10 protein-coding genes and 1 pseudogene are annotated in these 14,105 nt (G+C 59.9%); 10 read left to right on the top strand and 1 reads right to left on the bottom strand.

From position 1 onward, the window contains the following. Nucleotides 1-48: 48 nt before the first annotated feature. The 8 genes and pseudogenes from NHU87_RS16760 to NHU87_RS16790 all read left to right on the top strand — a co-directional run bounded on the left by NHU87_RS16760 (nt 49) and on the right by NHU87_RS16790 (nt 9,356). The gene (locus NHU87_RS16760) at nt 49-567 is read left to right on the top strand and encodes an RNA polymerase sigma factor (protein ID WP_253550856.1); all 519 of its coding nucleotides are present in this window, start codon (nt 49-51) and stop codon (nt 565-567) included. A 95-nt stretch (nt 568-662) separates the two neighbouring features. After that, nucleotides 663-1,628: a FecR family protein gene (locus tag NHU87_RS16765; protein WP_253550859.1), complete on the top strand. Its 966-nt coding sequence runs from the start codon at nt 663-665 to the stop codon at nt 1,626-1,628. Between the two features lie 122 nt (nt 1,629-1,750). After that, complete coding sequence (locus NHU87_RS16770) at nt 1,751-4,315, top strand: TonB-dependent receptor (protein ID WP_253550861.1); 2,565 nt, start codon at nt 1,751-1,753, stop codon at nt 4,313-4,315. Nucleotides 4,316-4,424: 109 nt separating this feature from the next. Then, nucleotides 4,425-5,033: a biliverdin-producing heme oxygenase gene (locus NHU87_RS16775; RefSeq protein ID WP_253550863.1), complete on the top strand. Its 609-nt coding sequence runs from the start codon at nt 4,425-4,427 to the stop codon at nt 5,031-5,033. Nucleotides 5,034-5,150: 117 nt separating this feature from the next. Continuing rightward, nucleotides 5,151-5,537 carry a YbaN family protein gene (locus tag NHU87_RS16780; protein WP_253550865.1) on the top strand — a complete coding sequence of 129 codons (387 nt, stop codon included), beginning with the start codon at nt 5,151-5,153 and terminating at the stop codon, nt 5,535-5,537. Between the two features lie 450 nt (nt 5,538-5,987). Further along, nucleotides 5,988-6,995 (top strand): annotated as a pseudogene (locus tag NHU87_RS28645) (PDC sensor domain-containing protein); the annotation flags it as partial. Between the two features lie 102 nt (nt 6,996-7,097). Continuing rightward, nucleotides 7,098-7,853, top strand: a complete 756-nt coding sequence (locus tag NHU87_RS28650) for a methyl-accepting chemotaxis protein (RefSeq protein WP_437180835.1) — start codon at nt 7,098-7,100, stop codon at nt 7,851-7,853. Nucleotides 7,854-8,024: 171 nt separating this feature from the next. Further along, nucleotides 8,025-9,356: a CoA transferase gene (locus tag NHU87_RS16790; RefSeq protein ID WP_253550869.1), complete on the top strand. Its 1,332-nt coding sequence runs from the start codon at nt 8,025-8,027 to the stop codon at nt 9,354-9,356. Nucleotides 9,357-9,466: 110 nt separating this feature from the next. Here NHU87_RS16790 and arcD (NHU87_RS16795) read toward each other — a convergent pair whose 3' ends face one another. Next, the gene (gene arcD, locus NHU87_RS16795) at nt 9,467-10,894 is read right to left on the bottom strand and encodes an arginine-ornithine antiporter (protein WP_253550871.1); all 1,428 of its coding nucleotides are present in this window, start codon (nt 10,892-10,894) and stop codon (nt 9,467-9,469) included. Between the two features lie 443 nt (nt 10,895-11,337). Between arcD (NHU87_RS16795) and arcD (NHU87_RS16800) the strand changes: the two genes are divergently transcribed. Further along, nucleotides 11,338-12,765 (top strand): arginine-ornithine antiporter, encoded by a 1,428-nt coding sequence (arcD, locus tag NHU87_RS16800; RefSeq protein ID WP_253550873.1) that lies wholly within the window; start codon nt 11,338-11,340, stop codon nt 12,763-12,765. Between the two features lie 35 nt (nt 12,766-12,800). Continuing rightward, nucleotides 12,801-14,057: an arginine deiminase gene (arcA, locus tag NHU87_RS16805; RefSeq protein WP_217854257.1), complete on the top strand. Its 1,257-nt coding sequence runs from the start codon at nt 12,801-12,803 to the stop codon at nt 14,055-14,057. The last annotated feature ends 48 nt before the right edge of the window (nt 14,058-14,105 follow it).

Below are 14,105 nucleotides of genomic sequence, written 5' to 3' on the forward strand. Positions count from 1 at the left end.
AGCGGATGATAAGCATTATCATTTGCTCGAAATGGATCAGGTCCTCCCGTGAGTCAATCGCGCTTCAATCACATCTTCATCGTCCAGCGCGTTTCGCTGCTGCGCACGCTGGAGCGGATGGTCAACAATCACAGCACCGCCGAAGACCTCTTGCAGGAAACCTACCTGCGCGTGACCCGAGCGCTCAGCGAGCGGGCCATCGATCACCTTGAACCCTTCGTGTTCCAGACCGCCCGCAACCTGGCGCTGGACCATCTGCGTGCGCGACGCATCCAGTCCCGCACGATGCTCGACGACGTGCCACTGGACGTGGTGCAAAGCGTCGCCTCACCCGTCAGCAGCGCCGAAGATGCCGCCCATGCCGAACAGTTGCTCGAACGCTTGAACGTGAGCCTCAGTGAACTCAGCCCTCGTCAGCAGCAGATTTTCATCCTCAGTCGCCTGCATGGGCACAGCTATCTGGAGATTGCCGAGAAGCTTGGCGTCTCGTTGAGTACCGTGCAAAAAGAGCTGAAGCTGATTATGGCGATTTGCATCGGCATCGCGCAGCGGTTAAACGGCGACTGAGACCGCAGATTTACATGCGCAGGCTTTGCTACTCTTGCTCCACTTCGAGCTTCACTAAAAAAACAGCCGTGCACAGACACTGCCGAGGAAACACCGTGACGGACACCCATCGCTCCCCTCCGCCCTCCCCGGCGCGGGACCCCGCCAGCGCAATGGACCAGGCGCTGGACTGGCTCATCGTGTTGGGCAGTCCGAGCGAAGAACAGACCCGGCAGTTCCATGACTGGCTGGACGCCGACCCGTTGCATGCCGAGGCGTTTGTCAAGGCCCAAGCAATCTGGGGCGGCCCGCAGGTTGCGCAATGCGCGCAAAACCTGGCCGCCCAGCCGCCGAAAGTGAGCGTCCTGTCGCGTCTTCGTCCGCACTGGAGACCGCTGGCCACGGCGGCAGTGCTGATCCTCGGGTTGTTCAGCTTCAGCAATCTGCCGATGCGCCTTCAGGCGGATCATCTGACCGTGATCGGTGAACGTCAGCGTCTGCAACTGGAGGACGGCTCGAAAGTCCTGCTGAACACCAATTCGGCGTTCTCCAGCACCATTAACGATCAGCAGCGCGTGGCCCGTTTGTATCAGGGTGAGGCGTTTTTCGAAGTGCCAGCCAATCGCGGTGCGCCGCTGGAGATCGACGCCGGGCCGGTCAAGGCCAGCGTGCGCGATACCGCGTTTGCCGTGCGCTATCTGGACGGCGTGGCCCAGGTTCGGGTGCAGCGTGGCGATGTCGATCTGCGCGCCACGCGTAACGACGCGCGCGTGCGGCTCTCCGCCGGTGAAAGCATCCGCATCGGTCCCAACGGTTTCGACCATCCAGCCAGGCTCGATGCCGCCACCGATCTGGCCTGGGTCCAGGGTCGACTGGTGTTCGAGAACTGCCCGCTGAGCCAGGTACTGGCGGAACTGCGCCGCTACTATCCGGGCTGGATCATCAACACCAACGAGCAGTTGGCCGACGTTGCCGTCACCGGTAATTACCGCCTCGACCAGCCACTGGACGTGGTCCGCTCCCTCGCCCACATCACCTCTGCCAGGCTTCAGGAATTCCCCGCGCTGGTGATCTTGAACTAAATGAGAATTATTTTTACTCGATAGCTAAAGCTCGTTCGTCTCGTTATAGCCAATGCAATTGATTCGCATCTCGCGATGCCCATCAGCACCTATAAAGATTCGTGCGACACGGAGCGCTATCGATGTCCTCTCGCCTTACCCGCCAGTCCTCTTCACCTTCACGCGTATTGTCCCTGTTGACCGCCGCCATCCTGATGGCCGGCAGCGCACCGCTCATGGCCGCCACTGCCGCCGAACAACCGAGCCGCAACATGGGCGATTATTCATTCGCCATTGCGCAGCAGCCGCTGGTGTCGGCGCTCAATGCGTTTACCGCCGTCACCGGTTGGCAAGTCGGCTTGCCGGCCGAACTGGCTGAAGGCGTGGCGTCGCCGGGAGTGCGGGGTTCGTTGCCGCCGGAAAAAGCCCTGGATCGCCTGTTGGTGGGGACCAACCTGAGCTATCGCAAACTGGGCAATAACAACATCGTGCTGGAAAAGCGCAGCACCAGCGGTGCCCTCAATCTGCAACAGGTGACGATCAGCGCCACCCGTCAGGAACAAGATGTGGCCAGCGTGCCGAGCACCGTCACCGTCCACACCCGCGAAGAACTGGACCGCAACAACGTCAATAGCATCAAGGATCTGGTGCGTTACGAGCCTGGCGTTTCGGTGGGCGGTGCCGGTCAGCGCAGCGGCCTCACCGGCTACAACATCCGTGGCATCGACGGTGACCGCGTGCTGACTCAGGTCGATGGGGTGCAAGTGCCCGACGGTTTCTTCAACGGCCCCTATGCCCAGACCAACCGCAACTATGTCGACCCGGAAATCGTCAAGCGCGTGGAAATCCTCCGCGGCCCGGCTTCGGTGCTGTATGGCAGCAGCGCCATCGGCGGCGCGGTCAGCTACTACACCCTGGACCCGGACGACATCATCAAACCCGGCAAGGACGTCGGCGCACGCCTGAAGACTGGCTACAGCTCGGCCGATGACAGCTGGCTGACCTCCGGCACCGTGGCCGGTCGCACCGGGGAGTTCGACGGCCTGCTGCACCTGAGCCAGCGCAATGGCCATGAAACAGAGTCCTATGGCGAAACCGGCGGTACCGGTCTGAACCGCTCCGAGGCCAACCCCGAGGACGTGCGCACCACCAACGTGCTGGCCAAACTGGGCTGGAACTACGCCGACGACTCGCGCTTCGGGCTGACTTACGAGCATTACAAGGATGACCGTGACACCAACCAGCTGAGCGCGGTGGGCGGCCCATTCAACGCGGGACGCGGTTTCGGTTTCTACAAATCGCGTACCGGCAACGACACCATCACCCGTGAGCGCTTCGGCCTGGAGCACAGCTTCGGCATGGACAGCGCCTTGGCCGATCACATCAAGTGGACGCTGAATTACCAGATCGCCAAGACCGACCAGAGCACCGAAGAAATCTACGCGCCGTCGCGCACGGTGCTGCGTACCCGCGAAACCACCTACAAGGATCGCCAATGGGTGTTCGATGCCCAGGCCGACAAGTCGTTCGCCATCGCCGACACCGACCACCGCGTCACCTATGGCACCACCCTCAAACAAAACAAAGTCACCGGCCTGCGTACCGGTAGCGGCACCTGCCTGACCGTGGCCGGCAGCTGTCGCACCATCGGCGCTGCCAGCGCGACCGACACCCTGACCCCAGCCAGCGATTTCCCGGATCCGACCATCAATACCTATAGCCTGTTCGCCCAGGATGAAATCAGCTGGAACAACTGGACCTTCCTGCCCGGCGCACGCTATGACTACACCCAGCTCAAGCCGCACATCACCGACGAGTTCCTGGTCACCGCCGACCAGAGCGGCAACGGCGTGGTCAGCGGCGACACCAAGACCTGGCATCGGCTGTCACCCAAATTCGGTACCACCTACAGCTTCAACGACAAATACACCTGGTATGGCCAGTACGCCGAAGGCTTCCGTACGCCGACCGCCAAAGCCTTGTATGGCCGCTTCGAAAACCTGTCCGGCGGCTATCAGGTCGAGCCCAATCCCGACCTGAAACCGGAAAAGAGCAAGAGCTATGAAACCGGCCTGCGCGGCCAGTTCGAAGCGGGCACTTTCGATGTGGCGGTGTTCTACAACAAGTACCGCGACTTCATCGACGAGAACGCCATCACCCCCGGTTACACCGAGACCACGTTCCAGAGCAACAACATCAAGCACGCCACCATCAAGGGCCTGGAGCTCAAGGGTCGTCTGAACCTGGACAACTTCGGTGCGCCGAACGGTCTCTATACCCAAGGCTCGGTGTCCTACCTGCACGGTCGCAACGATGACAGCGGCGAGCCGCTTAACAGCATCAACCCGCTGACCGGCGTGTTCGGCCTGGGTTATGACCAGGACACTTACGGTGGCCTGCTGAGCTGGACTTTGGTCAAACGCAAAACCCGGGTCGACAGCACCAGCTTCAACACCCCGGACGGCACCAGCACCCAGTTCAAGACCCCGGGCTATGGCGTGCTCGACTTGGCGGGCTTCTACAAGGTGACCGACGATCTGACCCTCAACGCTGGCCTGTACAACCTGACCGACAAGAAGTACTGGCAGTGGGATGACGTACGCGGTTACGACAGCGTCGGCGAAGCCTCGGTGACGCAACCGGCCAACCTTGATCGCCTGACTCAACCGGGTCGCAACTTCTCGGTCAATCTGGTCTGGGATATCTGACCCAGTGTCCTCCCTGCGTTCTTTTCACAGGAGCGCGGGGATTTTTTTACTGTCTGGCGCGGCCCCGTTCGTCTCGTTACCAAGCGCCTCTTTTTCTCAAGGACTTCTCATGACTTCCCAGCAGACTGCTCAACGCCCTGCTCTGCGTTCGCAACGTTTGAACCAGATCACTCACGAACCTCACAGCAAACTCGACGCGTTAGTCAAAGCCCACGTACCGTTCGAAACCCAGGCCAACTTCGCGCGTTTCGTGGTGGCCCAGTATTTGTTCCAGTCGGAACTGATGTCGTTGTACAACGATGCGCAACTGACTGCCATCGTTGCGGACTTGCCGGCCCGCTGCCGTGCTGAAGCGGCCAAGGCTGATCTGGCGGATCTGGACACTGAAGTTCCGGCCCCGGTTGCGGGTGCAGTCAACAATCCAGCCAAAGCCGAGGCGTTGGGCTGGTTGTTTGTTTCGGAAGGCTCGAAGCTCGGTGCCGCGTTTCTGATCAAGCGTGCCGTCGGTCTTGGCTTGAGCGAAACCTTTGGTGCTCGTCACCTCGCCGAACCGGCCGGTGGCCGCGCCGAAGGCTGGAAAAGCTTCGTCAAGACGCTCGATGGGTTGACGTTCAGCGAGCAGGAAGAAGCCGAGCTGGATAAAGGCGCAATCGATGCGTTCAACCGCTTTACCGTGCTGCTGGAACAGGCCTACACCACCACTCCCGAACTCGCCTGAGCACCCCGATCTTGTAGGAGCGAGGCTTGCCCGCGAAGAACGATAATGCGGACTTTCAGACAGACCGCGTTATCGTTCTTCGCGGGCAAGCCTCGCTCCTACAGGTTAGAACGCCCTATGACTCGCACATCCCTAGCCCGAATCCTCTTCGCCCTGCTGGCCTACGTCAGCCTCGGCATAGGTCTGATCGCCATCGTCATCCCCGGCCTGCCAACCACCGAGTTCATCCTGCTGGCCGCGTGGGCCGCGACCAAAAGTTCGCCACGTTTGAGTGCCTGGCTGGAAAACCATCGGCTGTTCGGACCGATCCTGCATAACTGGCGCAACGGCAAAATCATCGCCCGTCGCGCCAAGGTCAGCGCCACCGTCAGCATGCTGCTGTGCGCGGGGTTGATGCTGGTGATGCTTGATCATGGCTGGCCGATCTATCTGGCGATTGCGGGCATGAGTCTGGGCAATCTGTGGATGTGGTCGCGCCCGGAATCGTTGCCGAAAATCTCCTGAATTCTTGTCCTTTTCAGGGCATTTTCCTGCGCAAACGTTTACCTGCTGCCGTTCGTCGGCTTGCGTTCATGCAACCTTCGCCCACGCCGATGCGCATTAAATGGCGCTGAATGGATTTGGCGACTCGGGTCGACTTCGGCTCACAGCCAACATCTCATCCATTCACGAGATCGCTCTATGTTCGACTCTCTCTCCATCCGCCTGAAAATCGTTTTGCTGTCCGGTCTGTGCCTGCTTGGCGTGGTCGCTTTGATCGTCGGCATGAACATCTACCAGACCAACCGGAACGATGAACTGGTCAGCGCCTCCAGCAGCAAGATGCTCACGGCCAGCGTGCAGAACCTGCTCCAGGCCAAGGCCGCCGAACAAGCGGTGCGGGTGCAGAAGACATTTGGCGAAAGCCTGCTGGTGGTGACGGCCCTGGCCGATCAGATCAAGGACATGCGGGCCATGGCCAGCAAACGCTCCCTTGAGGCCGGTGCCCTGCGTGAGGAGTTGAACCAGAGCCTGAAAACCGCCTTCGAGCGCAACAGCAAGGTGCTGGGGATCTGGCTGGCGTTCGAGCCCAACGGGCTTGACGGCAAGGACAGTGAGTTCGCCAACGATGCGGCTCGTCAGTCCAACGAAGCCGGGCGTTTCGCCAGTTACTGGAGCCGTGCCGGCGGTGCCGGGATGAACACGATCATGGTCGAAGAAGACATGACCAAAACCACCCTGAGCCTCAGCGGTACGCCTTACAACAGTTGGTACACCTGCCCTCGCGACAGTAAACGCACCTGCCTGCTGGATCCGTATGCCGATACCGTCGGCGGCAAAGAAATGCTGATGACGACTATTTCCGTACCGCTGCTGGTGGATGGCAAATCCATCGGCGTGGTCGGTGTGGACATCGCCCTCGATGCCCTGCAAGCCGCCGCTGTCGATTCCCAACGTGACCTGTTCAATAGCGCCGGGCACATGCTGATCGTCTCCGGCAGCGGTGTACTGGCCGGCTACAGTGTCGACGCGGGCAAGGTCGGCAAAAGCATCGGCGAGACCCTCGGCGCAGACGGCAAGGACATCCTGCAACTGCTCAGCGCCGGCACGCCAAAAATCCTCGAACAGGGCGACATGATCCGCGCGGTTTATCCGGTCAGCCCGATCAGCGATTCCAAAGCCTGGGGCGTGGTGATCGACCTGCCGAAACACGTGCTGCTGGCCGACTCGGTGAAGCTGCAAACGGTGCTCGATGACGCGCAGCAAAGTGGCACGATCAAAGCGATGCTGGTGGCTGTCGCGGCCGGCCTGGTCGGTCTATTGCTGATCTGGCTCACCGCGTCCGGCGTGACCCGGCCGATCAACAGCGTGGCCGAAATGCTCAAGGCAATTGCCAGCGGCGACGGTGATCTTACCCAACGCCTGCACTACAGCAAGACAGATGAACTGGGCGAATTGGTCAGCTGGTTCAATCGCTTCCTCGACAAGCTGCAACCGACCATCGCACAGATCAAACAAAGCATCACCGACGCCCGTGGCACCGCCGACCAGTCTTCGGAAATCGCCCGTCAGACCAGCGAAGGCATGCAGGTGCAGTTCCGCGAAATCGACCAGGTCGCCACCGCTTCCAACGAAATGAGCGCCACTGCTCACGACGTCGCCAACAGTGCGTCGAACGCGGCCAATGCCGCCAAAGGTGCCGACCAGTCGGCTCGCGATGGCATGTCGATCATCGAGCGCAGCACCCGTGACATCAATCAGTTGGCCGAAGAGGTCAGCAAGGCCGTGACCGAAGTCGAAGCGCTGGCGGTCAACAGCGAGCAGATCGGTTCGGTACTGGAAGTGATCCGCAGCATCGCCGAGCAGACCAACCTGCTGGCGCTCAACGCGGCCATTGAAGCGGCGCGTGCCGGTGAGAGCGGTCGCGGTTTTGCGGTGGTGGCCGATGAAGTGCGCAACCTGGCCAAACGGACCCAGGATTCGGTGGAAGAAATCCGCATCGTCATCGAGCGCATCCAGACCGGCACCCGCGGCGTGGTCGCCACCATGCATTCGAGTCAGACCCAGGCCCACAGCAACGCCGGGCAGATCCAGCAAGCGGTCCAGGCGTTGAGCAAAATCAGTGACGCGGTCACGGTGATCAGCGACATGAACCTGCAAATCGCCAGCGCCGCCGAACAGCAAAGCGCCGTGGCCGAAGAGGTCAACCGCAATGTCTCGGCCATCCGCACCGTCACCGAAACCCTCACCGGCCAAGCCACCGAATCGGCACAGATCAGCAGCCAGCTCAACTCCCTGACAACCCACCAGATGAAATTGATGGACCAGTTCCGGGTGTAGCCAACACCACCGCCCCTGTAGGAGCGAGGCTTGCCCGCGAAGAAAGCGCTGCGGTTTTTTAGACAGACCGCGTTATCGTTCTTCGCGGGCAAGCCTCGCTCCTACAGGGGATTTCATCCGGCTTGGAAGATTTTTGATCTATGCTCGGGCTCTCGTTCCGGAGGGCCTTCGATGACTGATTTGCTCACGTCCATTCAAGCCGCGCTCGGCTTGCCGCACACCCCAATCCCGTTCACCTCGAGCGGCGCCCTGCCCTCGGCATTTGCCGTCACCGACCTTGCCTGCGCCAGCGTTGCCGCTGCCGGTCAGGCCGTCAGTGAACTGCTGCAACAACACACAGGCCGTTTGCCTACCCTTGAAGTCGACCGCCGCCTGGCGTCGTTCTGGTTCGCAACGTCGATCCGCCCCGTGGGCTGGAGCGTTCCACCGTTGTGGGACCCGGTTACCGGCGACTACGCAACCAAGGACGGCTGGATCCGCCTGCACACCAACGCGCCTCATCATCGTGCCGCCGCTGAAAGCGTGCTCGGCGCCTGTGCCGACCGCGCCGCAATGGCGAGCAAGGTTGCGCAATGGGTGAAAAGTGATCTGGAGCAGGCCGTTGTTGATGCCGGTGGTTGCGCGGCCGAAATGCGCAGCTGGGCGCAATGGCAAGCGCATCCCCAAGGTTTGACGGTGAACGCCGAGCCGTTGATTCAGTTCAGCGCTGGCGACAGCCAAAACCCCAAACCGTGGAAGGGTTCAGTGGCGCAACCGCTGGCCGGGGTCAAGGTGCTGGACCTCACGCGCGTGCTCGCAGGCCCCATCGCCAGCCGTTTTCTCGCCGGCCTCGGCGCCGATGTTTTGCGCATCGACCCACCCACCTGGAACGAACCCGGCGTAGTGCCGGAAGTCACTTTGGGCAAACGCTGTGCGCGTCTGGATCTGCACGACAAGACTGATCGCGCGGTGTTCGAAAGCCTGCTCAAGGACGCTGATATCTTGCTCCACGGCTACCGAGCTGATGCACTGGAAAGGTTGGGGTACGGCGTCACCCAGCGTCAAAAACTGGCACCGGGCCTGATTGATGTGTGCCTCAATGCCTACGGTTGGAGCGGCCCCTGGCAGAACCGTCGAGGGTTCGACAGTCTGGTTCAGATGAGCAGCGGGATTGCCGAAGCGGGAATGCAGTGGAACAAAGCGAACAAGCCGACACCACTGCCGGTGCAGGCGCTTGATCATGCCACCGGGTATTTGATGGCAGCTGCGGCGATCAAGTTATTGGGACATGGCGGGTCGGCCAGATTGTCGTTGGCGCGGACCGCCAAATTGCTGATTGAACATGGCGCAGGGACCGACGAGGCGTTGCGGGCGGAGGATGACAATGATCAAGGGATGCTGGTTGAGCAGACACCTTGGGGTCCGGCCCACCGGCTCCAAGTACCGCTGAAAATCACCGGAACACCCTTGCAGTGGGCGCTGCCGGCCGGAGAATTGGGTTCCCACCGCGCGCAGTGGTGGTGACCATCCGATAGGTATCGCGAGCAAGCCACGCTCCCACAGGAGAACACATATCACCTGTGGGAGCGTGGCTTGCCCGCGATGAGGCCCGAACAGTCACCGCAAATATTGGATCACAAAGACAGTAGCCCGCTATACAACCCATAGGCCGCCAACCCCGCCCCGGCAACCACACAGCTGAAAATCCCCTTCTCCACCAACGTAAACAACGGCCTGCCCTGTTCCCGCTTGGCCTGGGCAAACAGAATCACCCCCGGTGCATACAACAACGCCGAGAGCAGCAGGTATTTCACGCCGCCGGCATACAACAACCAAACCGCGTAAGACAGGGCAATGCCACCGATCAGCAAGTCTTTCGTGCGCTCGGCCGAAGCATGCTCATAGGTTTCCCCTCGCCCGCTCAACAACACCGCATACGCCGCCGACCACAGATACGGCACCAGAATCATCGATGAGGCGAGGTAGATCAGGCTGGTGTAAGTACCGGCGGAAAACAGCGTGATCAGCAGAAAAATCTGGATCATCACGTTGGTCAGCCACAGCGCGTTGACCGGCACATGGTTGGCATTTTCCTTTTGCAGGAAGGCTGGCATGGTCTTGTCTTTCGCGGTGGCGAAGAGGATTTCGGCGCACAGCAGCGCCCAGGACAGCAATGCTCCCAACAGCGAAATAGCCAGGCCGATGCTGATCAGCAGCGCGCCCCAAGGGCCGACGATATGTTCCAGCACCGCCGCCAGCGACGGGTTCTGCAGCGTGGCCAATTCCGGTTGGCTCATGATCCCGAGGGATAACACATTCACCAGCACCAGCAGCGCCAACACACCGATAAAACCGATGACCGTCGCCCGGCCCACGTCCGAACGTTTCTCCGCCCTCGCCGAATACACACTTGCGCCTTCGATGCCGATGAACACGAACACGGTGACCAGCATCATGTTGCGCACCTGGTCCATCACGCCACCGAAATTCGGGTTACTGCGGCCCCAGATGTCGCGGGTGAAGATGTCCGCCTCGAAGGCCACGGCAGCGATGACGATGAACATGATCAGCGGCACAATCTTGGCCACGGTGGTCAGTTGATTGATGAACGCCGCTTCCTTGATCCCGCGCAGCACCAGAAAATGCACGGCCCACAGCAGCACCGACGCGCAGCCGATGGCGATCGGTGTGTTGCCTTGGCCAAACACCGGAAAGAAATAACCGAGGGTGCTGAACAGCAATACGAAATAACCGACGTTGCCCAGCCAGGCGCTGATCCAGTATCCCCAGGCAGACGAGAAACCCATGTAATCGCCGAAACCGGCTTTGGCGTAGGCGTACACCCCAGAGTCCAGTTCCGGCTTGCGATTGGCCAGGGTCTGAAAGACGAAGGCCAGGGTCAGCATGCCCACCGCAGTGATCGCCCAACCAATCAATATCGCCCCGGCATCGGCACGCGCCGCCATGTTTTGCGGTAAGGAAAAAATCCCGCCGCCAACCATCGATCCCACCACCAAAGCGATCAGCGCACTCAGGCGAAGCTTTTGCGTCGGTTGCGACATTCGGGCGTCTCCATTTGCCCGCCGCGTTATCGCCGCGAGACCGTTACATAGTCGGTTTCTAACTAAATAGATAAAGCGTAATAACGCTTATCAATTAACGCCAATATTGTTTATTTATAACTTATCACGCTAGCGCAGCCGTCCGGAAATAGCGGTTTTGTCGGTAGGTCTTGATAAATCAATATCACTGCAAAATCAAATGACCAATACTTGCCAAAACGAAAAAACAAACTAGCGTCTAAACCTCAACTGATACGCTTTATTTCTTTCACTTTTATCCGAGGGCTCTGCATAGGGTTTTCGGGCATTAGCTTTATGCCTGCCAAAGACCCATAAGTCTTTAATTAACAATGGAATGTGATCATGCATTGATCTAAGTCAGATGATTGAACAGCGAACGAAACTACCCTGTTTTCTCTCTTCTCCTGCACTGGAGTCATGCAATGTCTGAATCCCCCGGGAAACTGAAACTCGGCGCCTTGGTTGCACTGGTTGTCGGCTCAATGATTGGTGGCGGGATCTTCTCTTTACCCCAGAACATGGCCGCCAGCGCTGATGTGGGCGCCGTTCTTATCGGTTGGGCAATTACCGCGGTGGGCATGTTGACCCTAGCCTTCGTTTTCCAGACCCTCGCTAATCGAAAACCTGATCTGGACGGCGGTGTCTACGCCTACGCCAAGGCCGGTTTCGGCGATTACATGGGTTTCTCGTCTGCCTGGGGTTACTGGATCAGCGCCTGGCTGGGTAACGTTGGTTACTTCGTCCTCTTGTTCAGCACCCTCGGCTACTTCTTCCCCATCTTTGGGGAGGGGAACACTGTAGCGGCCGTGATCGGTGCGTCGCTGCTACTCTGGGGTGTGCATTTCCTGGTACTGCGCGGAATCAAGGAAGCAGCGTTCATCAACCTGGTGACCACTGTCGCCAAAATCGTACCGCTGCTACTGTTTGTCCTGATCGCGATTTTCGCGTTCAAACTGGACATCTTCACCGCCGACATCTGGGGCGTGAAAAACCCTGACTTGGGCAGCGTGATGAACCAGGTGCGCAACATGATGCTGGTCACCGTCTGGGTGTTCATCGGTATCGAAGGCGCGAGCATCTTCTCGGCCCGTGCGGAAAAACGCAGCGACGTGGGTAAAGCCACCGTCATCGGTTTCATCACCGTGCTGCTGTTCCTGGTGCTGGTGAACGTGCTGTCGCTGGGCATCATGACCCAACCGGAACTGGCAAAACTGCAGAACCCGTCCATGGCCGCCGTGCTGGAACACGTGGTCGGTCATTGGGGCGCGGTACTGATCAGCGTTGGCCTGATCATCTCGTTGCTCGGTGCGCTGCTGTCGTGGGTGTTGCTGTGTGCAGAGATCATGTTCGCCGCCGCCAAAGACCACACCATGCCGGCCTTTTTGCGCCGTGAAAACGCCAACCATGTGCCGGTCAATGCGCTGTGGCTGACCAACGCCATGGTCCAGCTGTTCCTGATCATCACGCTGTTCTCGGCCAGCACTTATCTGTCGCTGATCTACCTCGCCACCTCAATGATTCTGGTGCCGTACCTGTGGTCGGCGGCTTACGCGCTGCTGCTGGCGGTGCGCGGCGAGAGTTATGAAAACGCTTTGGCCGAGCGCAGGAAAGACCTGTTCATCGGCGCCGTCGCGTTGATCTACGCGGTCTGGCTGATCTATGCCGGTGGCGTCAAATACTTGCTGCTCTCCGCCCTGCTCTATGCGCCCGGCGCAATCCTGTTCGCCAAGGCCAAACTTGAAGTCAACAAACCGGTTTTCACCAACGTCGAGAAGCTGATTTTCGCAGCGGTCGTCGTGGGCGCCCTGGTGGCAGCCTACGGACTGTATGACGGCTTCCTGACCCTATAACACCCGACCCATTTGTCATCTGGAGGATCACTGTAATGACCACCGAAAAAGTTAAGTACGGCGTCCATTCCGAAGCCGGCAAACTGCGCAAAGTCATGGTTTGCTCCCCCGGGCTGGCCCACCAGCGGCTGACTCCGAACAACTGCGATGAACTGCTTTTCGACGATGTGCTGTGGGTTGCACAGGCCAAGCGTGACCATTTCGACTTCGTCACCAAGATGCGCGAGCGCAACGTCGACGTGCTGGAAATGCACAACCTGTTGACCGACATCGTTGCGATTCCTGAAGCGCTGGACTGGATCCTGGAGCGCAAGATCACCGCCAATTCGGTGGGTTTGGGTCTGGTCAATGAAACCGCTTCCTGGCTGCGTAGCCTGGAGCCGCGCAAGATCGCTGAGTTCCTGATTGGCGGCGTCTCCGCCGATGACTTGCCGGACAGCTTTGGCGGCAAGACCATTCAGATGTTCCGCGAGTTTCTCGGTCACTCCAGCTTCATTCTGCCGCCGCTGCCCAACACCCAGTTCACCCGCGACACCACCTGCTGGATCTATGGTGGCGTGACGCTCAACCCGATGTACTGGCCGGCACGTCGTCAGGAAACCCTGCTGACCACCGCTATCTACAAGTTCCACCCGCAGTTCACCAACGCCGACTTCCAGATCTGGTACGGCGATCCGGATCAGGACCATGGCAGCGCCACCCTGGAGGGCGGCGACGTGATGCCGATCGGCAACGGCGTGGTGTTGATCGGCATGGGCGAGCGTTCGTCCCGTCAGGCGATCGGCCAATTGGCGGTCAACCTGTTCAAGAACAAAGCGGTCGAGCGGGTGATCGTCGCCGGCCTGCCGAAGTCCCGCGCAGCGATGCACCTGGACACCGTGTTCAGCTTCTGCGACCGCGACCTCGTGACCATTTTCCCGGAAGTAGTGAACCAGATCGTCGCCTTCAGCGTGCGCCCTGATGAAAGCAAACCGGGTGGCGTCGACATTCGCCGCGAAGAAACCAGCTTCCTCGACACCGTGGCCAAGGCCCTCAACCTGAAAGCGTTGCGCGTCGTCGAAACCGGCGGCAACAGCTTCGCCGCCGAACGCGAGCAATGGGACGACGGCAACAACGTGGTGGCGGTGGAGCCTGGCGTGGTCATCGGTTATGACCGTAACACCTACACCAACACCCTGCTGCGCAAGGCCGGTGTGGAGGTCATCACCATCAGCGCCGGTGAACTCGGTCGCGGGCGTGGCGGCGGCCATTGCATGACCTGCCCGATCATTCGCGACCCTATCGACTATTAACTTTCAAACCCTGGCCGCCGCTTATCCAGCGCGGTCCGGGGGATAACC

The organism is Pseudomonas mandelii (assembly GCF_024138395.1).
Classification (GTDB): Bacteria; Pseudomonadota; Gammaproteobacteria; order Pseudomonadales; family Pseudomonadaceae; genus Aquipseudomonas; species Aquipseudomonas mandelii_E.